This is a genomic window from Pseudomonas sp. SLFW (assembly GCF_009905615.1).
In the GTDB taxonomy this organism is placed as follows: domain Bacteria; phylum Pseudomonadota; class Gammaproteobacteria; order Pseudomonadales; family Pseudomonadaceae; genus Aquipseudomonas; species Aquipseudomonas bambusae.
Genome location: NZ_JAAAKW010000022.1, coordinates 41,748 through 66,170, shown reverse-complemented (window position 1 = coordinate 66,170; position 24,423 = coordinate 41,748). Strand labels below are relative to the sequence as shown.

At 61.4% G+C, this 24,423-nt stretch carries 24 protein-coding genes and 1 pseudogene; 15 read left to right on the top strand and 10 right to left on the bottom strand.

Features of this window, described 5'->3' with window-relative positions; translation table 11 throughout:
* From GVN17_RS25795 to GVN17_RS25785, 3 genes and pseudogenes are all read left to right on the top strand, one after another.
* Positions 1–377 (top strand): annotated as a pseudogene (locus tag GVN17_RS25795) (KR domain-containing protein); the annotation flags it as partial.
* Positions 378–548: 171 nt separating this feature from the next.
* A complete protein-coding gene (locus tag GVN17_RS25790; RefSeq protein ID WP_166598110.1) occupies positions 549–857 on the top strand; it encodes an RcnB family protein in 309 nt (102 codons plus the stop codon).
* A 194-nt stretch (positions 858–1,051) separates the two neighbouring features.
* The gene (locus GVN17_RS25785) at positions 1,052–1,981 is read left to right on the top strand and encodes an AEC family transporter (protein WP_166598109.1); all 930 of its coding nucleotides are present in this window, start codon (positions 1,052–1,054) and stop codon (positions 1,979–1,981) included.
* 11 nt (positions 1,982–1,992) lie between these two features.
* Here the strand turns inward: GVN17_RS25785 and GVN17_RS25780 are convergent, their stop codons facing one another.
* Positions 1,993–2,751, bottom strand: a complete 759-nt coding sequence (locus GVN17_RS25780; protein WP_166598108.1) for an SDR family NAD(P)-dependent oxidoreductase — start codon at positions 2,749–2,751, stop codon at positions 1,993–1,995.
* 123 nt (positions 2,752–2,874) lie between these two features.
* Between GVN17_RS25780 and GVN17_RS25775 the strand changes: the two genes are divergently transcribed.
* The 5 genes from GVN17_RS25775 to GVN17_RS25755 all read left to right on the top strand — a co-directional run bounded on the left by GVN17_RS25775 (position 2,875) and on the right by GVN17_RS25755 (position 6,321).
* Complete coding sequence (locus GVN17_RS25775; protein ID WP_166598107.1) at positions 2,875–3,780, top strand: LysR family transcriptional regulator; 906 nt, start codon at positions 2,875–2,877, stop codon at positions 3,778–3,780.
* A gap of 152 nt (positions 3,781–3,932) precedes the next feature.
* Positions 3,933–4,202: a DUF2282 domain-containing protein gene (locus GVN17_RS25770; protein WP_166598106.1), complete on the top strand. Its 270-nt coding sequence runs from the start codon at positions 3,933–3,935 to the stop codon at positions 4,200–4,202.
* A gap of 55 nt (positions 4,203–4,257) precedes the next feature.
* Entirely contained in the window at positions 4,258–5,088 is an 831-nt protein-coding gene (locus tag GVN17_RS25765) for a DUF692 domain-containing protein (protein WP_166598105.1), read from the top strand.
* On the top strand, positions 5,085–5,834 hold the full coding sequence (locus tag GVN17_RS25760) for a DNA-binding domain-containing protein (protein WP_166598104.1): 750 nt from the start codon (positions 5,085–5,087) through the stop codon (positions 5,832–5,834). Before GVN17_RS25765 ends, GVN17_RS25760 begins: the two co-directional genes overlap by 4 nt.
* Positions 5,835–5,850: 16 nt before the next feature.
* Complete coding sequence (locus GVN17_RS25755; RefSeq protein ID WP_166598103.1) at positions 5,851–6,321, top strand: DoxX family protein; 471 nt, start codon at positions 5,851–5,853, stop codon at positions 6,319–6,321.
* A 114-nt stretch (positions 6,322–6,435) separates the two neighbouring features.
* Here the strand turns inward: GVN17_RS25755 and GVN17_RS25750 are convergent, their stop codons facing one another.
* Positions 6,436–8,004 carry a GMC family oxidoreductase gene (locus tag GVN17_RS25750; protein ID WP_166598102.1) on the bottom strand — a complete coding sequence of 523 codons (1,569 nt, stop codon included), beginning with the start codon at positions 8,002–8,004 and terminating at the stop codon, positions 6,436–6,438.
* 11 nt (positions 8,005–8,015) lie between these two features.
* Positions 8,016–8,576, bottom strand: a complete 561-nt coding sequence (locus GVN17_RS25745; protein WP_166598101.1) for a gluconate 2-dehydrogenase subunit 3 family protein — start codon at positions 8,574–8,576, stop codon at positions 8,016–8,018.
* A gap of 213 nt (positions 8,577–8,789) precedes the next feature.
* On the opposite strand from GVN17_RS25745, the gene gloA reads away from it, so the two are divergent.
* Positions 8,790–9,317 (top strand): lactoylglutathione lyase, encoded by a 528-nt coding sequence (gene gloA / locus GVN17_RS25740; RefSeq protein WP_166598100.1) that lies wholly within the window; start codon positions 8,790–8,792, stop codon positions 9,315–9,317.
* Positions 9,318–9,353: 36 nt separating this feature from the next.
* On the opposite strand, the gene GVN17_RS25735 is transcribed toward gloA, so the two are convergent.
* On the bottom strand, positions 9,354–10,607 hold the full coding sequence (locus GVN17_RS25735; protein ID WP_166598099.1) for a serine hydrolase: 1,254 nt from the start codon (positions 10,605–10,607) through the stop codon (positions 9,354–9,356).
* Positions 10,608–10,762: 155 nt separating this feature from the next.
* Positions 10,763–11,782 carry a branched-chain amino acid aminotransferase gene (locus GVN17_RS25730; RefSeq protein ID WP_166598098.1) on the bottom strand — a complete coding sequence of 340 codons (1,020 nt, stop codon included), beginning with the start codon at positions 11,780–11,782 and terminating at the stop codon, positions 10,763–10,765.
* A 305-nt stretch (positions 11,783–12,087) separates the two neighbouring features.
* On the opposite strand from GVN17_RS25730, the gene GVN17_RS25725 reads away from it, so the two are divergent.
* The 3 genes from GVN17_RS25725 to GVN17_RS25715 all read left to right on the top strand — a co-directional run bounded on the left by GVN17_RS25725 (position 12,088) and on the right by GVN17_RS25715 (position 14,803).
* Positions 12,088–12,480, top strand: coding sequence for a VOC family protein (locus tag GVN17_RS25725; protein WP_166598097.1), 393 nt, complete (start codon positions 12,088–12,090; stop codon positions 12,478–12,480).
* A gap of 304 nt (positions 12,481–12,784) precedes the next feature.
* The gene (locus tag GVN17_RS25720; protein WP_166598096.1) at positions 12,785–13,609 is read left to right on the top strand and encodes an HDOD domain-containing protein; all 825 of its coding nucleotides are present in this window, start codon (positions 12,785–12,787) and stop codon (positions 13,607–13,609) included.
* A 348-nt stretch (positions 13,610–13,957) separates the two neighbouring features.
* Positions 13,958–14,803, top strand: a complete 846-nt coding sequence (locus tag GVN17_RS25715) for an NAD-dependent protein deacetylase (protein WP_166598095.1) — start codon at positions 13,958–13,960, stop codon at positions 14,801–14,803.
* Between the two features lie 6 nt (positions 14,804–14,809).
* On the opposite strand, the gene GVN17_RS25710 is transcribed toward GVN17_RS25715, so the two are convergent.
* The 4 genes from GVN17_RS25710 to GVN17_RS25695 all read right to left on the bottom strand — a co-directional run bounded on the left by GVN17_RS25710 (position 14,810) and on the right by GVN17_RS25695 (position 19,500).
* Positions 14,810–15,958: an MFS transporter gene (locus GVN17_RS25710; RefSeq protein WP_256665385.1), complete on the bottom strand. Its 1,149-nt coding sequence runs from the start codon at positions 15,956–15,958 to the stop codon at positions 14,810–14,812.
* A gap of 155 nt (positions 15,959–16,113) precedes the next feature.
* Positions 16,114–18,183, bottom strand: coding sequence for a maltose alpha-D-glucosyltransferase (gene treS, locus GVN17_RS25705; protein ID WP_166598094.1), 2,070 nt, complete (start codon positions 18,181–18,183; stop codon positions 16,114–16,116).
* A gap of 159 nt (positions 18,184–18,342) precedes the next feature.
* On the bottom strand, positions 18,343–18,990 hold the full coding sequence (locus GVN17_RS25700) for a LysE family translocator (protein ID WP_166598093.1): 648 nt from the start codon (positions 18,988–18,990) through the stop codon (positions 18,343–18,345).
* 69 nt (positions 18,991–19,059) lie between these two features.
* A complete protein-coding gene (locus GVN17_RS25695) occupies positions 19,060–19,500 on the bottom strand; it encodes a carboxymuconolactone decarboxylase family protein (protein WP_166598092.1) in 441 nt (146 codons plus the stop codon).
* 204 nt (positions 19,501–19,704) lie between these two features.
* Between GVN17_RS25695 and GVN17_RS25690 the strand changes: the two genes are divergently transcribed.
* Positions 19,705–21,138: a PLP-dependent aminotransferase family protein gene (locus tag GVN17_RS25690; RefSeq protein WP_166598091.1), complete on the top strand. Its 1,434-nt coding sequence runs from the start codon at positions 19,705–19,707 to the stop codon at positions 21,136–21,138.
* Positions 21,139–21,150: 12 nt separating this feature from the next.
* Here the strand turns inward: GVN17_RS25690 and GVN17_RS25685 are convergent, their stop codons facing one another.
* Positions 21,151–21,576: a carboxymuconolactone decarboxylase family protein gene (locus GVN17_RS25685; RefSeq protein ID WP_166598090.1), complete on the bottom strand. Its 426-nt coding sequence runs from the start codon at positions 21,574–21,576 to the stop codon at positions 21,151–21,153.
* Positions 21,577–22,099: 523 nt separating this feature from the next.
* Here GVN17_RS25685 and GVN17_RS25680 point away from each other — a divergent pair.
* The gene (locus tag GVN17_RS25680; RefSeq protein ID WP_166598089.1) at positions 22,100–23,683 is read left to right on the top strand and encodes an aldehyde dehydrogenase (NADP(+)); all 1,584 of its coding nucleotides are present in this window, start codon (positions 22,100–22,102) and stop codon (positions 23,681–23,683) included.
* A 293-nt stretch (positions 23,684–23,976) separates the two neighbouring features.
* Complete coding sequence (locus GVN17_RS25675; protein WP_166598088.1) at positions 23,977–24,318, top strand: FKBP-type peptidyl-prolyl cis-trans isomerase; 342 nt, start codon at positions 23,977–23,979, stop codon at positions 24,316–24,318.
* Positions 24,319–24,423 lie beyond the last annotated feature (105 nt).

The following is a 24,423-nucleotide window of genomic DNA, read 5'->3' as shown; positions in this document are numbered from 1 at the left end:
CCGGTGAAGGCCGCATCAGTTCCGCCGCCCGCGCCGATTACGCCGCAGCGGCCGCTGCGGTGCTGACCTCTTCTGACAATCAGGCGGGCAAGGTCTACGAACTGGCCGGTGATGCGTCCTACACGCTGACCGATCTGGCCGCCGAAGTGACTCGCCATGCGAACAAACCCGTTGCATACATCAATCTGCCGGAAGCCGACTACAAAGCCGCCTTGCTGAACGTCGGTCTACCCGAATTCGTTGCCGAGCTGCTGGCCAACTCCGATGCGGCGGCTGCCAAGGGTGCCCTGTTCGACGAAAGCCGTCAGTTGAGCGCGTTGATCGGTCGCCCGACCACGCCGTTTACCGAAGCCGTAAATCAGGCAGTGGCGCACTAAGGCTTTAGAACGTCGCTTCCCCACGGCGTCTCGGCAGCCCGAATACCGGAGCCTTCCGACGCCGAGGGTAAGCGTGCTTACCAGGCACCCTGCGCAAAACGACTGAATGATCGAGGCCTCTTACGGTCGGACCTTATGACGGCGCATTACGCGCTGGATAAGGAGCTTCGAATGAACAGCAAATCGCTCATCGCTGGCCTGACGATCCTGGGCTGCGTGTCGCTCGCCAGTTTCGCCGTGCAGGCAGAAGACGCCCCTGCGCAAACCGTTCAATCGTCCAAGGACAACCTTCGCGACCTCGAAAAAGGCGACCGTGTGCCGGAGAAATTCCAGCGTCCCGGCGAAGCCATCAAAGACTGGAAAGCCAAAGGCCTCCACGCCCCCGCCGAACAGAGCCAGTGGGTGCGCATCAACAACAAATACGTGCAGGTCCAGACCACCAACGGCCAGATCACCGACATCGCGCCGATGAAGAAATAATGCCCCACCCCGGTGCTCGAACCTCCCTCGGGCACCCTCCCCGCGCCAGCCGCTCTAGATCAGGCCTGTCATCCCGAAAAAATGTGTCCTAAGGGCGAGAAAGGTTGGACGCTAACGATTTCCGACTTTAATCTTTGCCGCTTGTTTCAAGCCTCCCTTCTGAGGGTTCTTTCAAACGCCAGGGCCGAGAGTCGATGTCTTCCGTTTTGAATGTTTTGCTGCCGATCTTCGCCTTGATTCTGGTCGGTTACCTGTGCCGACGCACCAACCGGCTCGGCCCGACCGCCGCCTCGGAAATCAACCGAATGGTGGTGTGGCTGTGTCTTCCCGCCCTGCTTTTCACCGCCACGGCCACCGCCACGTGGGAGCAAATCTGGCACCCCGGATTCGTGCTGGTGTTCACCCTCTCGACGATGGTCATGTTCGTCGTCACCTTGCTGTTACGGCGCAAGAAAGCCGGTCACTTTGCCGACGCCAGCATCGACGCCTTGAGCGCTTCCTACGCCAACACCGGTTACATCGGCATTCCGCTGTGCGTGATGGTACTGGGCCAGAGTGGCCTTGAACCGGCGCTGATCGCGTCGTTGATCGTGGTCTGCGTGCTGTTCGGCATCACGCTGGTGTGCATCGAAATCGGTCTGCAAAGCGAAGCCCACGTGCACCGCATCGTGCTCAAGGTGTTGGGTGCGCTGGCGAAAAACCCGCTGGTGGTGTCGCCGATTCTGGGGGCGTGCTGGGCGTGGACGGGCATGCCGCTGCCGGGGCCGCTGGACAAATTCCTCAGCCTGCTGGGCGCGGCGACCACCCCGTGTGCGCTGATTTCATTGGGCCTGTTTCTGGCGCAAAAACAACAAGGCCCGCGCCATGGCACGAGCCTGTTGGTGTTGATCAAACTGATCGCTCATCCCTTGTTGACATGGTTCCTGGCGTTCAAGGTCTTCCACCTGCCGCCGCTGTGGGCGAACTCGGCACTGCTGCTCAGCGCCCTGCCCACCGGCACCGGGCCGTTCATGCTGGCCGAATACTACAAACGCGAAGCGTCGGTGGTCTCCAGCACAATCCTGATTTCAACCCTGGGTTCGCTGGTGACGCTGTCGTTGTGCATCTATTACATCAACGGGTGAGCGACCTGTCGTCAGACAAACATTCCGCCCGACGCCTCGATGCGCTGCGCAGTGATCCAGCGACCGCCCTCGCCCAGCAGCATCGAAATCGCTGCTCCGATGTCGTCTGGCAGACCGACGCGGCCCAAAGCGGTGTTGGAGGCGACCCACGCATTCACATCAGCGTTGTCCCGCACAGTGCCGCCGCCGAAGTCTGTCTCGATGGCGCCAGGGGCCAAGGCGTTCACGGTGATGCCCCGAGGCCCCAGTTCGTTGGCCAGGTAGCGGGTCCAGACTTCGATACCGCCCTTCATCGACGCATACGCCGCGTAGCCCACCGGTGAGAACCGCGCCAGGCCGGATGAGATGTTGACGATCCGCCCACCGTCGGCGATCAGCGGCAAGAGTTTCTGGGTCAGGAAAAACGGCCCCTTGAAATGCACGTTCATCAACTGGTCGAACTGCGCCTCGGTGGTCTCCGCGCAGCTGGCGTACATGCCGATACCCGCATTGTTGACCAGAAAATCAAAGCGCTCCGCCTTGAAATAAGCACTCAGCAGCGCCGACACCTGCGTGGCAAATGTCTCGAAACGGCTGCTGTCGCCCACGTCCAGTTGCAGCATCTTGACCTTGCCACCGAGGTTTTCGATCTCAGCGACTACACGCTGCGCCTCGTCTTCACGGCTGTGATAAGTGCCTATGATGGCCACGCCTTCCCGAGCCAGATGAAGCGCTGCGCTTTTGCCCAGGCCGCGGCTGGCGCCGGTGATGATCGCGATCTTTTGACTCATGGTGATGCCCTCAATTGGCTGTATTCAGTCAGTGGCGACCACTGTATTGTTCGGCGTACCACCAGATAAACCCGCATTGATCGACATGACTGATCGACCACCACGAACAATAGGCCTCCCACGATGAACAAACTCGACCTGCTCAAGACTTTCGTCCGGGTCGCGGAACTGTCCAGTTTCACCTTGGCCAGCGATGCACTGGGGCTGCCGCGCTCCAGCGTGTCGGAACAGATTCGTGCCCTCGAACAGTTGCTCGACACCCGGCTGCTTCAGCGCACCACGCGCAAAGTCCAGACCACACCGGATGGCCAGGCGCTGTACGAACGCAGCAAGGATTTGCTCGCACAGATGGACGAACTGGAAGGCCTGTTTCGTCAGGACAACGCCGTGCTCAGCGGTCGTTTGCGGGTAGACATGCCCACCGCCGTCGCTCGTCGGCTGGTCATGCCGCGCGTTCGCGAATTCATTGATCGGCATCCCTTGATCGAACTGGAGATCAGCAGCACCGACCGCCGCGTCGACCTGATACGCGAAGGGTTCGATTGCGTGATGCGGGTGGGTGAGCTGCCTGACACCACGTTGGTGGCGCGCAAGATCGGCCACTTTCAGATGGTTAATTGCGTCAGCGTCGAATACGCCGAGCGGTTCGGCATTCCCCAGACCCTCGACGACCTGCAGCAGCATCAGTTGATCAACTACGTGTCAGCGTTCGGGGCCAGCACGGCCACGTTCGAATACCACCGGGACGGCAAGGACCATCACGTGCCGATGCCCAGCAGCGTCACGGTCAATTACATCGAAGCCTACGAAGCCGCATGCCTCGGTGGGCTGGGCATCGTGCAGGTACCGCGACTGGCGCACGAGTACCAGTTCGAACGCGGCGAATTGGTGGAAGTCCTGCCGGATTACCTGCCCGCCCCGATGCCTGTCTCGCTGCTCTACGCCCACCGGCGGCACCTGCCGCAACGCTGTCGGGTGTTCATGGACTGGTTGTCGAACCTGTTGCTCGAATACGGTGTGGTGGGCTGATTTCAAGGTGACCAGAAGTTTTTTTAAAAAAATCTGCAGAGGGCCGTAACCGATTTCGAATCTCCAGCGAACTACCCCTCGAATCTGATGCACAGCATGGCTGTCATGCCGGTGCCGCGATTCTCTCATTCAAAAACCTGGAGATACCCCTGATGAAAACTCTTTCCCTCGCTGCTGTCGCTCTGGCTTTCGCTTCCATCGCTACTGGCGTCAGCGCTGCTGAAACAGGCTCCGCGCCTGCCATGGAAAAATGCTACGGCGTATCGATGGCTGGCAAAAACGATTGCAAGGCTGGCGCCGGTACCACCTGCGCAGGCACCTCCAAAACCGACTACCAGACCAACGCCTGGAAAAACGTACCCGCTGGCACATGCACCTCCATCAAGACCCCACACGGCACCGGTTCGCTGACCCCGATGTAATTCGTCAGACCTGAAAAGCTGAACGCTTGAACCATCGCAAGGGCAGACGTCGATCATGAACACCCCTTCTACACTGGGCGCGGGACTGGGCCTCAAGGCCGACCACTACGAGGCCGCACACGACTGCGCGGCCACCGGTTTGTGGTTTGAAGTCCACCCGGAAAACTACATGATCGACGGCGGCCCTCGCCTGGCATGGCTGGAAGCAATCGGCAGTCGCCACCCGCTTTCGTTGCACGGTGTTTCACTGTCGCTGGCAGCCGATTGCGTGCCAGACATCGAACACCTGAAACGCCTCAAGGCCCTTGCCGACCGCGTTCAGCCAGCCCTTATTTCCGAGCACCTCGCCTGGTCCACCTGGCGGGGTCAGTATCACCCCGATCTGCTGCCCTTCCCTCGCACCGAGGAAGCTTTGCAGCGCATCGCCGACAACGTGCACCGCACCCAGGCTTTCCTCGGGCGGCGGCTGGCCATCGAAAACCCCAGCCATTACCTCGCGCTGGACGGCCATGACTTCAGCGAAATCGACTTCCTCACCGAACTGAGCCAACGCACCGGCTGCGGCCTGCTGCTGGACATCAACAACGTTTTCCTGAGTGCCCATAACATGGGCTACGACGCCAATGCCTACGTGGATGCCTTTCCCGGGGAGGCCATTCTGGAAATTCACCTGGCAGGACACAGTGTCGATCCCGGCGGCGCGGCGCTGCTGGTCGACTCTCACGATGCGCTGGTGGCCGAACCGGTCTGGGCCTTGTATGAACGGCTGATTCGACGCATCGGCCCTCGCCCGACCCTGATCGAGCGGGACGATAATCTGCCATCGTTCACTGAACTGTTGCTGGAGCGGGACCGGGCACAAGCGCTGCTGGAGGCCGTGTCATGAAACTGCAAGCGTTCCAGGACGCGTTCGTTGAAGCCCTCTATGACCCCAACGCCGTAGCACTGTCGATGTTGACGGAGCAACCGGGTTTCACGGTCTACCGCAACACCGTGATGAAAGGCGCGGTCGATGCGCTGATTGCCAACTTCCCCACGGTCGAGCGCCTCGTGGGCAGTGACTGGTTGACGGCAGCAGCGTCGATTCATGCGCAACAAACGCCCCCGTCGGATGCGCGATTGATCCATCACGGCCGCGCATTCCCTGAGTTTCTCGATCAATTCGAACACGCCCGCGACTTACCGTATCTGGGCAATGTCGCCCGACTGGATTTGCTCTGGACCCACTGCCACACCGCCCTCGACGAACCCGGTCTGGACATGAATCACATCGCCCGCCTTGCGCCGGAACAGCTCGCTTCATTGTTGCTGAAACCCAGGGCGGCCGCGCGTTGGACCTGGTTTGCGGACCAACCTGTTTTCAGCATCTGGCGCCATAACCGCGAGGGGCTGGCAATGCCGGAACAACTGGACTGGCGAGGTGAAGGCGCGTTGCTGGTGCGCAGCGAAGGCGCGGTCGGCTGGCAATCGCTGGACGTGGGCGGCTGTGGTTTTCTCGACGCCTGCGCCGCCGGACAGACGCTGGCGCAAGCCGCTGAACACGCCAGCGCCCTGCAACCTTCGCTCGACATTCTTGAACTGCTGACACGACTGGTCAGCGCCGATGTTTTCGCCGCCACTGACCCACATTGATCCATTGGAGGACGCCATGGACACGCTGCACACTGACACCTCGCAATCCCAAACTCTGCGCGGCGGCTGGAATCGCTTCGCTGATCGCCTCTCGCTGATGATCACCGACTCGGTGTTGTCGCTGGTGGCGCGCGTCGCCATCGCAGGCATTTTTCTGATGTCGGGGCGAACCAAAGTCGAGGGGTTTCTGACCATTACCGACAGTACCTACGAACTGTTTCGCAGTGAGTACAAACTGCCGCTGATTCCTCCGGAAATTGCCGCGCACTTGTCGGCGTATGCCGAGCACCTGTTTCCGCTGTTGCTGATTCTTGGCCTGTTCTCACGACTGTCGGCATTCGCCTTGTTAGGCATGACGCTGGTGATCGAAATCTTCGTCTACCCGGATGCGTGGGTTACCCACCTGAGCTGGGCTGGGTTGCTGCTGATCATCATCGGCAAAGGCGCGGGGCCGCTGTCGCTGGATCGGACATTCGGGATTCGGTGATGCCATAGCGCACACGGCTCGCTGGCGATGGTGCCTGAAAAATCACCACCGCTGGCGAGCCGTGCTGCTACGACTGAACGCTTCGGCCTACCGGCCGAGAGGCGTCCGTTCATGTCAAACCGCCCGCGTATTCATCGCCTGCGCTATAAACTCCGCCTGCCGAATCGCCAACGTCACGATGGTCAACGTCGGATTCTCCCCCGCACTGGTGGTGAACTGGCTGCCATCCGAAATAAACAGGTTCGGAATCTCATGGCTCTGCCCATGCTGGTTGCACACCCCATCCTGCGGCTTTTCGCTCATGCGGCAGGTGCCCAGGTTGTGTGTCGAAGGGTACGGCGGAACGCGGAACGTCTTCACAGCGCCGACCGATGAATACAGCGCTTCACCTTGCTTGAATGCGTGTTCGCGCATCGCCAGGTCATTCGGGTGATCGTCGTAATGCACGTTGGGCACCGGCAGGCCGTACTTGTCCTTGATGCTGTCGTTGAGGGTAATCCGGTTGCTTTCCTGAGGCATGTCTTCGCCGACGATCCACATCCCTGCGAGCTTGCTGTACTGCTCCATCACATCGGTGAAATCCCGGCCCCACGCCCCCGGATTGAAAAACGCCGCGAGGAACGATGGCCCAAGGGAGATCGTTTCCATCTCATAACCGCCGACGAAGCCGCGATCCGGCTTGTGGTGAATCTCGTCGCTGACAATCCCGGCCATGATGGTGCCGCGGTAGAAGTGCACGTCCTCGGGAAACGACGCGAAAACAGTACCGGTGGTGTGGCGCATGTAATGTTTGCCGACCATCCCCGAGCCATTCGCCAGACCGTGAGGGAACTGACTGCTGGCCGAATTGAGCAATAACCGTGGGGTTTCGATGGAGTTACCGGCGACCGCCACCACCCGCGCCTTTTGCCGCTGTTCCTTGCCGAGCCCGTCGAAATACACCACCGCGTTGACCCGGCCCTTGTCGTCGTGCTCGATTTTCGCCACATGGCATTGAGTGCGCAGTTCCAGCTTGCCCGTGGCTTCAGCGGCGGGGATTTCGGTGTACAGCGTCGACCACTTAGCCCCCATCTTGCAGCCCTGGAAGCAGAAGCCCAGCTGCTGGCACCCGGCCCGATCGCCACGGGGTTTGCTGTTGATCGCCATGTGTCCTGTGGAGCATTCCTTGTAGCCCATCTTCTGCGCGCCGTTGTACAGCACCTTGAAGTTGTTGTTACCCGGCAATCCCTCGATGTTATGGGTGCGGGTCACGCCCATTTTGTCCTCGGCGCGGGCGTAATACGGTTCCATCTCGGCCAGAGTGATGGGCCAGTTCAAGAGATTGGCGCCCTGCACCTGGCCGTAGGTGTCCAGTGCGCGGAATTCGTGCTCCTGAAAACGCAGGCTCGCGCCCGCCCAGTGGGTGGTGGTGCCGCCAACGGTTTTACAGATCCAGGCGGGCAGATTGGGGAAGTCCTTGGCCACCCGCCATGAGCCTGAAGTGGTGCGCATGTCACCCCAGGACAGTTGCGAAAAAGAAGGCCACTCGTCGTTGATGAACGTGCCCGTGGACTGCCGCGCCCCGGCTTCCAGCAACACCACCGACACGCCCTTTTGGCACAGTTCGTTGGCCAGCGTCCCGCCGCCCGCGCCCGAGCCAATGATCACCACGACCGAATCGTCATCCAGGTTGTACGTTGTCATGATTGCGCTCCTCAGGCAGGGACAGTCGGGCTGGCATCGACAGGCGGGTTGGGCAGCCATTTCAGGTCGTTGAACCCGCGATGGATGTAACCGCCTTTGGGGAAGGACGCGCCTTCATAGCCGAAGTGCTTGTACGCCAGCTCGTTGCTGTAAAGGCTGTTCACCGACACACCGCGCACCAGCGCGAAAAACGGCCCGGTCTGCACGTCCTTGAGAATGCCCACTTGCTTGTCTTCAGCAAGCGAAGCCCAGTCGCCGCCGGCGCGCTGGTCCAGATCGGCCAGACCCTGCTTCAGGGTGTCGGCGACGCTGGGGTCCGCGGAGGCTTTTTCATCAAGGGCTTTGACGGAAAACGCATAGACCGCGTCTTCCATGGTGTCGTGGGGGAAGATGCGCCGGATAACCAGCAAGAGCTTGCTGCCGGTGGCGCTGTCCAGTGTGTTCATCTCCAATGCCCAGGTCCGGCTTGGAGCAAGCAGTGCAACAGGGCCGGAACCGAACACCAGCGTTCCCAGCAACAGCCCGCCGCTTCCTTGCAAAAAGCGGCGACGATCGAGTATCAGGTCACTCATGGCTTTTGTCCTTGTTATTTTTTTTGTCGGTGCAATCAAGCTGAATTGATAGTAGTAGCGCCGTGGGGGGAAAGGTAATAGCGGTCTACTACGTGGTTATAAGCCTGGACAGGGTGCGTGGCGGCAAACGACAACCCGGTAGTAATCCGGTATTACCCGCCCCGCCCGCGGCCTTTCTAGACTGTCGGCTTCACTCATCACGAGCAGCCTGCCATGTCTTTCGTCAGCGAAACCCAACCCGGTGTGTGCCTTACGCCGGACGCCGTCACTCAGGATTACGTGTTCAACCACACGATGTTGCGGGTGAAGGACCCCGAGCGTTCGCTGGACTTTTACACGCGGGTGCTGGGGATGCGGCTGCTGCGCCAAGTGGATTTTCCCGAGGGGAAGTTTTCGCTGCTGTTTCTGGCGATGACCAAAGGCGAGGCAGTGCCGGAGGATGCGTCGGCACGCATGAGCCATACCTTTAGCCGAGAATCGGTGCTAGAGCTGACCCACAACTGGGGCACTGAAAGCGACGACTCGCAGTACCACAACGGCAACAAGGACCCGCGAGGTTTCGGGCACATCTGCTTTTCAGTGCCTGATATTGAGGCGGCGTGCGCCCGCTTCGAATCCTTGGGCGTACCCTTCGTTAAACGGTTGGACAAAGGCATGAAACACGTTGCCTTCATCAGCGATCCGGACGAGTACTGGGTCGAAATCGTGCAGGCGGACCTGTTGGGCAATCTGGGGCAGTAAGCCGCCATTTTCCGGACGACTTCATCGACGACGTGGCTAGTCGAGCGCTGCCACCACCGCATCAAAAAACGCCAGCGGCGCGATGAGATTGCGGCGCAGCGGCTTGGGTTGATCGCCAAAGGTGACGATCACCACGTTGTGCGTCGGGTTGATGTAGATGTTCTGGCCCTGCATGCCGATGGCCGAGTAGGCGCCGTCCTTGATCGAGGCTTCGGTCCGGCCCGGCCACCACATGTAGCCGTAATTCAACGGGCTGCCGTCCTTGAGCACCGTGGGAGCGGTGGCTTCCTGAACCCAGCCTTGCGGCAGAATCGACTGGCCGGCGATCTTCCCGCCGTTCATGAAAAACAGCCCGAAACGCCCGAAGTCCCGCAGCGTCGCGCTGATGCCACTGCCGCCGATTTCCTGGCCATTGGGCGAATCCAGCCACCACTTGGCGTCGTGTTCCATGCCGAACGGTCGCCAGATTTTCTGCTCCAGATAGTCGGACAGCGGCATCTTTACGGCGCTGCGAATGACTTCTTCCAGCACTTGCGTCTCGCCCGTGCTGTAGTTGTTGACCGTGCCCGGTTCGGCCGCTTTCGGCAAACTCGCCATCAGCGTCATCGCCGCCCCCGGGGTCTGGGCAATCTGCGCCCGCAACAACGCGCGGCGGTCGGATGAAGGGTCGGTAAACGCTTCGCTCCATTTCACCCCGGACGTCATCGTCAGCACGTTGCGAATCGTCACACCCTCGTAAGCGCTGCCCTTGAGGCGCGGCACATAGTCGACCACCGCATCGTCGAGGCTTTTGATCGCGCCATCATGCAGCGCCACAGCCGCCAGCGTAGAGGTGACGGACTTGGCCATGGACATCGACATCCAGCGGGTCCTGTCGGTGTTGCCGCGCTGGTAGGTCTCGTAGGCGACTTTGCCGTCCTTGATCACCAGCATCGCGGTAATGCTGTCCACCGCGACGTAGTCGAACAGGTCGTACTTCTTGCCTTCGTAGGTGAAGTGGACGTTGTCCAGCTGTCGAGGCGCTTTCGGCAGGGCGTAAGGATGGTCACTGCCGTCGATCGTGCGCGTGGGAAATAGTCGATCGATGTTGCGGTAAGTGCTGACCGCGAGGTCAGGCAGCATCGTGCCTTCGTAAATCTGCTCGACGGTGCCGATGGGTTCGTGGGCGTGGGGGTACTCGTAATCGTCTTTGGCCCAGGCATCGGGCACAGCGCCGAGGGCGAACAGGCCAAGGGAAACGGTGAATGGCTGCAAGCGCAGAAAAGGACGGGAAACCGCTCGTGACAGCATAAAACATCCTTGCTTTTGCGTTGAAATCGGACCGATTGGCCACTGAATCGAAGGTGCGGTTTACCACGGTTCGATGACAGGATTCAAAATCAGGCGCAAAAAAAACCACCGCGCGAGGGCGGTGGCTTCTTTATCGAGCGTGGATCAGATCAGGCTCAGACCTTGACGACCCAGCCCGCCGGGCCTTCGATCTCACCAAACTGAATGCCGGTCAGCTCTTTATACAGACGCTGTGTCACCGGACCCACTTCGGTCTCGCTGTGGAACACGTGCAGCTTGTCTTTGTAGCTGATGCCACCGATCGGCGTGATCACCGCAGCGGTCCCGCAGGCACCGGCTTCCTTGAACTGATCCAGCTTGTCGATGAAGACTTCGCCTTCGGTCACTTTCAGGCCCAGACGGCTTTCAGCCAGCTCGATCAGCGACAGACGGGTGATGCCCGGCAGCACGGAAGGCGATTTAGGCGTGATGAACTGGTCATCGTGGGTGATGCCGAAGAAGTTGGCCGAACCGACTTCCTCGATTTTCGAGTGCGTCAGCGGGTCCAGGTAGATCGCGTCGGCGAAGCCGTTTTTCTTGGCTTCGCTGCCCGGCATCATGCTCGCCGCGTAGTTGCCGCCGACTTTCGCAGCGCCGGTGCCTTGTGGCGCGGCGCGGTCGTAGCTGGAGATCACGAAGTTGTGTGGCTTCATGCCGCCCTTGAAGTAAGGGCCGACCGGGATGCAGAACACCGAGAAGATGAACTCGGGCGCTGCACGCACGCCGATGTTGTCACCCACGCCGATCACGAATGGACGCAGGTACAGCGCGCCGCCCGTGCCGTAAGGCGGGATGAAACGTTCGTTGGCGCGGACCACTTCTTTACACGCTTCGATGAACTGTTCGGTCGGAACGTGAGGCATCAGCAGACGCGAGCAGCTGCGTTGCATGCGCGCGGCGTTCTGGTCCGGGCGGAACAGGTTGATCGACCCGTCCTTGGCACGGTAGGCCTTCAGGCCTTCGAAACATTGCTGGCCGTAATGCAGCGCGGTCGAGCCTTCGCTGATGTGCAGCACGTTGTCTTCGGTCAGGGTGCCTGTGTCCCACTCACCGTCGCGCCAGTGAGCCAGGTAGCGCTTGTCGGTCTTGATGTAGTCGAAACCCAGCTTGTCCCAATTAATGCTTTCGTTACCCATGACACCCTCTATTTCCTGGCCAGCGCGCCCGCAGGTGGGGGCTGGCGTTTCATCAATATGGTCGTGAAGGCTCGGCCGAGGGAACGGCCCCCACCGATGTTGCGCCATATTACTGATTTTTTGCCGGACAAACTGCCTTCAACGCTTAACAAGCAAAAAAGAGCACCCAACCGCCTTTAGGCCCTCTTCAAAAACCGCCGCCAAGCTGCGAACCTGACGCCTGTTGCCGTTGGTCCGCCGGCAGTTCGAGGCGGTGGCGGAACACGCAATCGATTCCACAGAGCCTCGTTCAGCAAGGAAAGCCCATGACCGATCTGCCCAAACACGGCGCCGTCCTGTTCGCCAAAGACTTGCCCCGTGTCGCCGCGTTTTATCGCGAACTGCTGGACATGACGCAGACCGTCACTGAAAAACGGTTGATCGTGCTGGAGTCGCCGACCTACCAACTGGTGATTCATGGCATTCCGAAAGCGGTTTCCGACCGGGTCATCATCAGTTCTCCGCCGCAGCGGCGCGTGGACCTGCCCATCAAGCTGGTGTTTCCCGTGAAAAACCTGGCAGACGCCCGCGCAGCGGCGGTCGCGTTGGGTGGGCAGGTGGACGCGCCGGCCGGGCAGTTCACCGCCCGCGGCTTCACCGCCTGTGACGGGTTCGACCCGGAGGGCAATGTCGTACAGTTTCGCGAACCGGCGCCGTGATTGTCAGTAAATGGATGGACATCTGCAGGCGCGAATTCATTCGCGAGCGGCCGATGCGGCCGATAGATCTACATCGTCTGATACATCTTTCGTCGGTATGCCGCCCAGAATGAATTCGCTCCCGCAGGGACTGGGCGTCGCCATGCAGTGCGTCATTTGACGTTCCTGCAGGTCTCGGGGTGTCACAGGGTTCTGTGGATGCACCCGAGATTTCGTGCCGCCTGTATCAAAAGCTTCTCAACCGCCGTGCAGATTCGCCATTTTTGCCTATCGTTGGTAATTCATATGAAACAGGAGCACGTCCATGGGTATCGAGCAACTCTTCGCGGATTTGGGCAGTCTTCCGAGCATTCCCAAAGTGGCTCAAGACCTGATTCAACAGTTCGACAACCCGTCGTCGAACATTGAGAGCATCGCTCGCAACATCCAGAAGGACCCGGTGATTTCCGCCAAGATTCTGCGGCTGGCCAACTCGGCGCGGTTTCGCGGGGCGCGGGAGTCTTCAAGCATCGACGACGCGGCCATGCGCCTGGGCTTCAATACCCTGCGCACGCTGGTGCTGGCGTCGGCGGTGACCGGGGCATTCAAGGCGGGGCCAAGCTTCGACCTCAAGGGCTTCTGGCTGAAAAGCTTTCAAGTGGCGGGGATTTGTCGCCTGCTGGCCAAGCAGTCGGGCGCCGACGCGGAAATCGCTTTCACGTGCGGCGTGATGCATGACATTGGCGAGCTGCTGATCCAGACCGGCGCGCCGCAAGTGGCCGAGCGCATCAATAGCGCCACCAGGACCGGCACCACCAGCCGGGCCGCCATCGAGACCCTGCAACTGGGCTTCGGTTACCCGGAAGTGGGTGCGGAGCTGGCCCGTCGCTGGCAGTTGCCGCCGGTGATCCAGCAGGCGATTGCCTATCAAGCCCGCCCGATGCAGGCCCCCGGCGACGCGACCCAAGCCCGGATCGTCGCCCAGGCGCTGACCGTGTCCGATGCGCTCGAAAGCAACGGCGGCGCGACACCGCAGGCGCAGCAGTCCATCGAAGGGCCGCTGTTTGAAGGCGTTGATCTGGATGCGCTGTTCACGGCATTGCCTGCGGTACTGGAGGCGGACAAAGCCTTTGCGGAGTTGCTGAGCTGATTCCCCCTCTCAGGTCTGACGAATGACCTGTGGGAGCGAATTCATTCGCGAATCGGCAGTACAGACGACGGAGAGGTTGCGCCTGTACGGGCCTTTCGCGAATGAATTCGCTCCCTCAGAAAGCCCAATGTTCGTCTCGAAAACGGGCGCGCCGCTGAACCTGTAGGAGTGAGCTTGCTCGCGATTACGGAGGGTCAGCCAGATGGGTGATATCTGGCCCACTGCAATCGCGAGCAAGCTCACTTGTACAAAGAGCCATAGCATCGATTTCAAGGCAATACCTGCTCTGCACAAATCCTCCACCTCGTTTAGTATCAGCCCACCCGCCACGATCACGAGGCCCCGCGCATGTTCGATACGCCTGCCCTTTCCCACCTCGAATCCCTCCTGCACTGGATGAGCAGACGCTCGTTCACGGTGTTGACGGGCGCAGGCATCAGCACCTCGTCCGGAATCCCCGATTACCGTGACAGCGAAGGCGTGCGACGGGGTCGGCAGCCGATGATGTTTCAGGAATTCCTCAACGCCCCCGAAGCGCGCCGCCGGTATTGGGCGCGGGCCATGCTCGGGTGGCCACGTGTTCGCGCTGCACACCCGAACGCGGCTCACGGAGCATTGGCCGCGTTGCAACAACACGAACTGATCCGGGGCGTGATCACCCAGAACGTAGACACGCTCCATGACCGAGCGGGCAGTCATGACGTGATCGAACTGCACGGCAGCCTGCACTGGGTGCTGTGTCTGGATTGCCGTCAGCGCACCGAGCGCGACGTGATCCAGCTGACGTTACTGGAGCAGAACCCCTACCTGGCCGGTGTCGATGCGGTTCAGGCCCCGGATGGCGACACCTTGCTCGACCCCGCCTTTGAAGAACGCTTTCAGGTGCCCCACTGCCCTCATTGCGGCGGCGAACGCATGAAGCCGGACGTGGTGTTTTTCGGCGAGAACGTTGCGCCGCCCACGGCGGCCAAGGCCATGGACCGGGTGGAAACCTCGGACGGTTTACTGGTGGTGGGGTCGTCGCTGATGGCATTTTCGGCGTTTCGCCTGTGTCGGCGCATCGTCGAACAAGGCAAACCGCTGATCGCCATCAACCTCGGCAAGACCCGGGCGGACGACGTGCTGGACCTGAAGATCGAAGCGTCCTGCGAAGTGCTACTGCCCGAACTGGCGCAGCGGCTCATCGCGCATTGAACCGGCTCAGCCCTTGGCCAATGCCCGCGCGCTGAGCACCTGCGCCAACAGCAAGGTGCCGACGCACAACAGTGCGTCGCGCAAGCCGACGAAGTGTGCGGCAAAGCCGATCAGCGCCGGCCCCAGCAGAATCCCGCAATAACCGATTCCGGTGATGACCGCGATGCCCAACCCGGCGGGCATCGCTGTTTGCGCACCGACGATGGAACAGTAAACCGGGAACGTGTTGGACAAACCCAGACCGATCAACGCAAAGCCGAGCAAGAACAGCGGCCACGGTTGTAACAGCACCGCCATGGCAAAACCGAGCATGACCAGCAGGCCGCCGCCGATCAGCAGTTTCACCGCACCGAAGCGCTTCCTCAAGGCATCGCCGGAAAACCGGCCCGCTGCCATGGCAAGCGAAAACACTGCGTAAGCGCCCCCCGCGACCGACAGGTCAATCTGATGAGCACGGTTGAGAAACACTGCGCTCCAGTCAAGAATCGCGCCTTCCACCAGCAACGCAATGAAGCACAGCAGGCCGATGATCAGCACCTTCACCGTCGGCCATGAGAAAGGCGTCGAAGGGTCGTCCGCGCTGAATGGCAGCAAGTATCGGGCCTGGCTCAGCAACGTGCCCGCGACAATTACCACCATCACCGACACGGCGAATAACGGCGACGCGCCACTCCACAGCATCAACCCCATGGCGCCCGCACTGACGATCCCGCCCAGACTGAACAGCCCGTGAAACCCTGACATCAGCGGGCGCCGATGATCCTGTTCCACCATCAGTCCTTGCACGTTCATCGCCACGTCGATGCTGCCCAACCCCGCCCCGAAAACCGCCAGGGCCAGGGCGAGCGCAGTGAACGACGACAGCGTGGCAAGCAGCGGCAACATGCTGCAAATCAAGGCCCCGCCGATCAGCGCCACGAAGCGGCAGCCCTTGCGCGTGGTCAAGGCGCCAGCCAGTGGCATCGCCAGCATCGAACCTACGCCGAAGCACAGCAACAGCAACCCCAATTCGGCCTCTTCCAGCCCCGCACGGTCCCGGGCAAACGGCACCAACGGCGCCCACGCCCCGAGCGCCATGCCGGACAGCAGGAACGTCAGGCGGTAGCTCCAGAGGTGAATGAGGGTCGGTCTGTGAGCGGGTTGGGCGATGGACAAGGGAAGTTTCCAGAATATTGAGGGCAGTTCACATTGTGGGAAACGCCGGAGGTTACGACGGCAGCGAAAGCGGTGGATCAGTCACAGACAAACTGCCTGACAGTCCGCTTGGCCGCCGTCGTAACCTCCGGCGCCCCCCACAGGGTTCGCAGCCTTTACATCATCGGCGCCACCATGCTCACGACCCGCAACGCCAAGCCTTCGTAGGCATCCAGCGTAATGGTGAACTCACCCTCTTCCGTCAGATCGCCCTCGACCCGCTCGTTGATGATATCCACCACCGGCCCCGGTGCGATGCCCGGCAGGTGCAGGGTTTCGACGATGGATTCGGCGCTGAAGTTGAGCGCGGTGATCTGCGTGCCTTTCCCGGCCGGCAGTTCGTGGACCATGATCAGCAGGCCCGGATGCTCGACGTCAGGGATCATAATCTGGCGACTGGCGGCGATGTCGTAGGCGCGGCGCACGGCGAGGATTTTCTTCAACTGCGAGGCGAACGAGTCCGGCCGTTGCAGCTGTTCGACCAGGCTGCCGTATAGCGCGGTCGGACGCGGCATGCCGCCCGCTGAGGTTTCAGCGCTGGGGTCCAGGTCCACCAGATCGTAGGCGCCGCGATGAATCCAGCGGGTGTCGCCATCGCCCATCAGGTGCGCGACCTGCTCGGCGGGCAGCGGCAGCGCCCCCACCAAATCCCAGCCCGACAGTGCGAACACCCCCGGCTGCATGGCGTTGAACATCACCAGCAACAGGTGGATGTGCTGAATCTTGTTCACGTCGTCGGCGGTGATGGTGTCCAACTCACGAATGCCCAGCGCCGCTGTGATAATGCTGGCGGTGGTGCACGACACCCCATTGGTCACGAACTTGAGGTTGTAAGGCGCATGTTCGCCAGCGAGGCGTTCATACATCTCTTCGCGAATGTGCTCGCGCAGGATATTGCCGGGAAAGGTCTGGCCCATGTACAGGTATTGATCATGGGCGTGCAGCGTCCAGAAATGCACCAGCTCCAGGGTCAGCTCGTCGTGGTTCTGCAAAGCGTGGATCAGCGACGCGGGATCGATCCCGAAGTCATGGACCTGGCGCAGCATGAGCCGCAAAAACTCGGTGCGGCCGGTCAGCAGCGCGTGCTGGTAGGCCGGACGGGTGATGAAGTCATAGGACAGGTCGGCGCCGCCGTGGGACATGGCAGCGATGTCGTCGATGGTCAGGTTCAGCTCCTGAAAACTGAAGCCCCCGGCCTTGCGGATCGCGCCCGCCAGCAACTGGTTGCCGGTAATCGCCAGCGGATGGCTTTCCGACCACGCGGTGCCATCGGCCTTGCGCTCGACGCCAAGGAAGCCGTTGGCGTCGAGACGCAACACCCGCGCGCCCATCACGTCGATGGCGTGCAGCGCGTCGCCGATGATCATCTGTTGCGCGGCGAAGCTCGGGTCCAGCCAGTTCAGCGACGGTTGGCCTTCCTTGAAGTAATGCAGGTACACCCAGCGCCGGTCTTTGCCGTCCACGCCGGTGATGACAGGTGTGGTGCTCCAGTCGGTTTCCTTGACCCCCGGTTCGAAAAAGATCACCCGCTGCAGCTGACCGACGATGTAATGCTTGTCGCGCAAGGCATCCACGGTCGCGGGCGGCAGGTTGATGGCGTCGCGCCCAGCGGGGACGTCGGGCAGCAGCGACCAGTCTTCTTCTTTGATCTCGACCATGTGGTACAGGCCGGGATATTCCTCGTAGGCCAGCTCGGCCAGACGGAAATCCGCGCCTTTGCCGGTATGGGACGGGATCACGTCATCGACGATCACCGCGTTGTGCGCGGCGGCGATGCGGCTGAGGCTGAGAAACTGCGCGTCAGTGCCCAGTTCGGCATCGACCTCGAAGCTGATGCGGTCGAAATTGCCGTCGATGCTTGGGGTTTTCTGCCGCCCCTTGAGGCCACCGGAGGCTTTGAGCGGGCCGTTGTGGATGCCTTGAATGCCAATCTCGGACAAGGCGTGCCAGAGCTTTTCATCCCCCAGTGCTTCCAGCACCGAGCCGCCTTCACGGGTGATGATCGACGCCGGGTAGGCGGTGAACCACACCGACGCAATCGCTGAAGCGTCCCGAGGGCGGGCCTGCGCGTAAGGCCGTTGCCAGAGCCGCCCCTGGCCGCCATAGAGCTTGGCGCGTTGTTGTGCGGCGTTGAGCATCGATTGCTCAACCAGCCATTCCACGTACTGCTTGTCCGGTGTGGTCATAGGGTCCAGGGTTCCGTCTTCAAAGGGATTTGGAGAGGTCGTCCCACACGCTCAAACGCGCGGCTGGGGACGATCCTGTCTACGCCGTTGCTTATGTCTATGAGCGCCCATGGACGTAAACGTTCGGTGTTTGAAGAACAGATGGCGCCTCGGTTCGGCTTACCCCCGCGTCGCGTTGACGATGAATTCGTGATACCCGGACACGATCACGAACACAGCGAAGTAACAGAAGATCGCTGCCGACACCCAGTACGAGTATTTCAGCAGCCGATCCCCCAACAATCGCCCGCCATGGCTGGCCGCGAAGCAGATGAACACGCACCAGGCCACGCCCGCGCTGAAGAAACCGGACAGAAAAAACGCGGTGCTGAGGGAGCCGTGTCCGCCCGCCCGCGAGATCAGCGTCCCGCCCACTGCCGCGAACCAGAGGATGGCCGTGGGCGACGACACCGCAAGAAACACCCCTCGCGAAAACTCCCTCAACCCAGAGCGATTGTCCGCCTCCCCGGCCACGGCCAGGCCACCGTGGCTGGACAACGCGGCAATCACCATCTTCACCGCGAAGCCGATCAACAGCACCGAACCCCCGAGCCATAACCCCCAGCGCACCCATTCGTATTGCAACAGCACGGTCATGCCCGCCAGCGCCAGAATGGCGTAGAACAGATCACCGAAACAGGTGCCCAGCCCCAGCCAGAACCCTTGCAGATAGCCCCGTTGCATCGCCAGCGTGATCATCGCGATGTTGGCCACGCCAATGTCCAGGCACAACGAAAGGCTCAGCAAAAAGCCGCTGGTGAACTCCATGTGTGATATCCGTCCGGCTGCATTTGAAAGGGGGTAAAAAAAGCAGCGGGCAGGATAGCGGGTTTGCCCTCAAACCGCAGGCCCCTTGCGAAACCCCACGGCCATGCGATTCCAGCAGTTGATGGTGGCGATCCCCACCGTCAGGTCCACCCGTTCCCGCTCGGAGAAATAGGCGCACAATGCTTCGTACAACGCCGCCGGTGGCCCCTCCGGTGACAACAACGTTACCGCCTCACACCACGCCAGCGCCGCCCGCTCTCGCGGCGTGAACAGGTCCGACGTGCGCCAAACCGTCAGCGCATGCAGACGCTGCGGGCTTTCACCGTTCAGACGGGCGTCGGTGGCGTGCATGTCGGCGCAGAATGCACAGTCGTTGAGCTGCGAGACGCGTAGCTTGATCAGCTCCATCAGCGGTCTTTCAATGCAGAGGTCGAAATTGGCCGCTTCCAGCAGGATGAGCGCTTTGAGCGCTGCCGGGGATGCGGTGTAGTAGTCCAGACGAAGCGCCATGGGAGCTCACGGTTTCTCAATGATCACGGCCCCCAGCCTAAGGGGCGGCGCGGACGGACGCGACGTCCAATCCCGAAGGTTTTCACCGCACCATTGCGCATCGGTCAGGAGACCAATTGCCGGTTTTTTCGCTGCGCAGCTATACCGCTTCCTCGCCCACTGACTAGAATTCCGGATCGTGGACGCTGAGCCTGGGAGCTGTGCGTGGAACTTCACATCGTCATTCAAGGCCGCAAGGACCTGGCGAATCAGCTGTACCAGCAACTGCGCGACAGCATCGAATCCGGGCGCCTGGCCGCCGGGGTTCAACTGCCTCCGAGCCGCCTGCTCGCGGCGCAATTGGGATTGTCCCGCAAGACCATTTCCGACACTTATAGCCGGCTGACCTACGAAAACTTTCTGGTGGGTAAGATTGGCAGCGGGACATTCGTCAACACCCTGAGCGCTCAACCCCAACGCAGCTCGACTCGCTCGGACCTCGCCAGTCAAAAGGTGGTGAGAAAGTGGCAGGACATCTCGCTGCCCCTGAGACACCCCACGCTGGAGGGCACGCTGCGGTGCGACTTCATTGGTGGCGCCACGGCCAAGACCCAATTCCCCCATGACGACTGGCGACGCTGCACCCAGTACGCCTTGCGGCAGATGTCTCAGGCCCGGGGTTTCTACAGCCAGCCAGAAGGCGTCGCGCCGCTGCGTCACGCCATCGCCGGACACATCGCGTTTGCCCGTGGCGTGAAATGCAGCGCCGACGACGTGGTGGTGTGCAACGGCGCGCAGCAGGCGCTCGACCTGATTGCCCGCGTCTTGCTCGAGCCCGGTTGCACCGTGGCCATGGAAGACCCCGGCTACACCCCGGCGCGGCTGCTGTTCGCGGCTCAGGGCGCGAATGTGGTCAGCGTGCCGGTGGACGAAGAAGGCATCATCGTCGACGGCATTCCCGAGGACGCCCACGTGATCTACGTCACCCCGTCTCACCAGATGCCGCTGGGCATGCCCATGAGTGCGGCGCGTCGGGAAGCCTTGCTGGAGAAGGCCAGCCGTATCGGCGCGATCATCATCGAGGACGATTACGACAGCGAATTTCGCTACGAAGGGCGCCCCACGGATTCGTTGCAGAGCATGGATCGGTTCGGCGTCGTGGCGTACGTCGGGACCTTTTCCAAAACCCTATTGCCAGAGCTGCGGTTGGGCTATGCGGTGCTGCCGAGCGCCATTCTGGAGGCCGTGATCAAGGCTAAACAGCTGACCGACTGGCACACCAGCACCCTGCCCCAATGGGCCTTGGCGAAATTCATCAGCGAGGGGTTGCTGAACAAGCACATCCGCCGCTGTCACGGGATCTATGCCGGGCGTCGCGAGCGGATACTGGCGCGTCTGGCGGGCGACCTGTCGCCCTGGCTGGAAGCGATTCCGTGCACGGCGGGCTTTCACATGGCAGTGATGTTCAAGGTGCCGATCAACCTGCGGCTGTTGGTGGAGTTGGCGCGCAAGGTCGAGATCGGGCTGTACCCGCTGACCGGTTTCTATCACAGCGCCCCAACCCGGGATGGCCTGATGCTGGGGTTCGGTGCCATCGAAACCCTCGACATCGACCCGGCGCTGGACCGGTTGCGGGATGTGCTGGGACAGATTGCGTAGGACGCCCGGCCGTCAGCGGAAACACACTGTCAGCCGGTTCCAACTGTTTACGGTGGCAATCAACAACGTCAGGTCCACCCGTTCGGCTTCGCTGAAGCGCTGCGACAGTTGGTCATAATCGGCGTCGGGGGCGTGGCTCGCAGCGATTCGGGTGATGCACTCGGCCCAGTTCAACGCCGCCTGTTCGCGGTCGCTGAACAAGGGAGATTCACGCCACACCGCCACGGTATAGAGCCTGCGCTCGGACTCTCCTTGCAGACTCGCCTCATGGGCGTAGCGATCCACCGATGCCGCGCACCCGTTGAGCTGCGAGACCCGCAGTTTCACCAACGCCACCAGCGACGCTTCCAGGGGCAAATGACTCACAGCCTGCTCCACGGCTTGCATCGCCTTCATGGCCGTGGGTGATGCCTGATGAATATCGGTTCGGGACGGCATGTCGATGCTCGGAATCGTGGGCAGATGGCGAGGTTATGCGTTGGACGCTGCGGGTAAAACGGCCAATTTGGTGAAAGCTCAGGGGGCCATTGTCGGGGGCGCCCGCAGGATCGCCGCGTTCGGCAAGCCCGCCTGCTACAGGGCACGACGGCGCGCCGGGATCTCGCGTCTGGCCTCGATCTTCTGTGGGAGCGAATTCATTCGCGAAAGGGCCGGTTCAGCCGCTACATCTCCACCGCCTGTCCCCCCTTTGTCGGAATGCAGCCCAGAATAAATCCGCTTCCACAGAGGTTTGCGGCGTGCTGCCATGCTGCGAACGACACAACCCGTGCCGCTACCCTTGAGTGTCGGCATCCAACCGGAATCGCCCCTTCCCTTGCGGCCACAAAAATGCAGTTGTATGATGACTGTCAACTGCGATGACCCGCCCGGCGTTATCGGCGGCACGCTTCACGCACTTTTACCGATTCCTCGTCAGACACCTTGTCCGACCGTTTCGACCCAACAATAACAGGAGAAGCAGATGCCTAATGTTCTCGGCCAGAACTTCATCGGCGGCGCCCGCAGCGGCCTCGGCGAAGCACGCCACAAGAGTCTGGATGCCACTACTGGCGAAGCCCTGCCTTACGCTTTCCATCAGGCCACGGACGGCGAAATCGACGCTGCCGCCCTCGCTGCCAAAGACGCTTTTCTCGACTACCGCCAGTTGAGCCCGGCTCGCCGCGCTGAGTTCCTCGACGCTATTGCCGACGAGCTGGATGCATTGGGCGATGACTTCGTCGCACTGGTCTGCCAGGAAACCGCATTGCCTGCGGGTCGTATCCAGGGCGAGCGCGGTCGTACCAGCGGCCAGATGCGTCTGTTTGCCAAAGTCCTGCGTCGCGGCGACTTCCTCGGCGCACGTATTGACCAGGCCCTGCCGGATCGCAAACCGCTGCCTCGCGTCGACCTGCGCCAGCTGCGCATCGGCGTCGGCCCGATTGCTGTCTTCGGTGCCAGCAACTTCCCGTTGGCCTTCTCCACTGCCGGGGGCGACACCGCTTCCGCATTGGCGGCCGGTTGCCCAGTGGTGGTCAAGGCCCACAGCGGCCATATGGCAACCGCTGACCTGGTCGGCCAGGCCATCGTGCGTGCCGCCGACAAAACCGGCATGCCGAAAGGTGTGTTCAACATGATCTTCGGCAGCGGCGTCGGCGAAGGTCTGGTCAAGCATCCGGCGATTCAGGGCGTGGGTTTCACCGGTTCGCTGCACGGTGGCACCGCCCTGTGCAAACTGGCCGCCGAGCGTCCACAGCCGATTCCGGTGTTTGCCGAAATGTCGAGCATCAACCCGGTGGTGTTGTTGCCTGGCGCTCTGACAGCCCGTGGCGCGACCATTGCCGGTGAGCTGGCGGCGTCCGTTGTGCTGGGCGCAGGCCAGTTCTGCACCAACCCGGGCGTGGTCATCGGCATTCGCTCCCCTGCCCTGACCGCGTTCACTGAGCAGCTGAAAGAGCACATGGGCGGGCAAGCGCCACAGACCATGCTCAACGAAGGCGGCCTGCGCAGTTACGGCAAGGGCGTGCAGAAACTGCTGGCGCACCCGAGCGTCACGCACTTGGCGGGCAAACCGCAGGAAGGTCGTCAGGCGCAGCCGCAGCTGTTCAAGGCGGACGTGAGCATGCTGCTGAACGGTGACGAACTGCTGCAGGAAGAAGTTTTCGGCCCGACGACGCTGCTGATCGAAGTGGCGGACGACGCCGAACTGAAAGCGGCGCTGCAAGCGTTGCGCGGCCAACTGACCGCCACGCTGATCGGTGAAACCGCTGACCTGCAGAAATACCAATGGCTGGTGCCGGTGCTGGAAGAGAAAGTCGGCCGCATCCTGGTCAACGGCTACCCGACCGGTGTGGAAGTGTCTGACGCGATGGTCCACGGTGGCCCCTTCCCGGCTACTTCCGACGCGCGGGGCACCTCCGTCGGCACCCTGGCCATCGACCGTTTCCTGCGTCCGGTCTGCTACCAGAACTACCCGGACAGCCTGCTCCCGGCCGCGCTGCAAAACGCCAACCCGCTGGGCCTCAAGCGCCTGGTGAATGGCGAGTGGAGCAGCGACGTCATCGCATGATGATGGCTTGATCCGCTAAACGAAAACGGCGCGCCTCTCGCAGGACGCGCCGTTTTTTATGCCCCCCAAAGGGTTATCCGTGGGGAGTTGAACGCGTGTCCGCAAATCCGTCCTCTGTGGGAGCGAATTTATTCGCGAATAATCTCCCAGACGATAGACAGGTGTCGGATGTACCGCCCTCTCGCGAATGAATTCGCTCCCACAGTGAACCCCGTCGCGCTGATGAATATTGCCAGCGATGCACCACGCCATTAGCATCCCCCGCCTGCTTCGGTTTCCACGAGAACGACACCATGAACGACGAACTCCAGATCATCGACCTGCAAGAAGGCACCGGCAAAGTGGCGGTCAAGGGGGCGCTGATCACCACGCAATACACCGGCACGCTGGAAGACGGCACCGTGTTCGATTCCTCCTGGGAACGGGGCAAGCCGTTTCAGTGCGTGATCGGCACAGGTCGAGTCATCAAGGGCTGGGACATCGGAATCATGGGGATGAAAGTCGGCGGCAAGCGCAAGTTGCGGGTGCCGTCCCGTTTGGGTTACGGCGAACGCAGCATGGGAGCGCACATCACGCCGCATTCGAATCTGATTTTCGAGATTGAGTTGCTGGAAGTGCTGACACGGGAGGACTGACCCGGCACCGGTCGCTTCTGGCCGCAGGCCGTGGGAGCTGGCTTGCCTGCGATCTGGCGCGCAGCGGCAGCAAAATCTGATCATGCGTTGTGTCAGGTAAAAAGA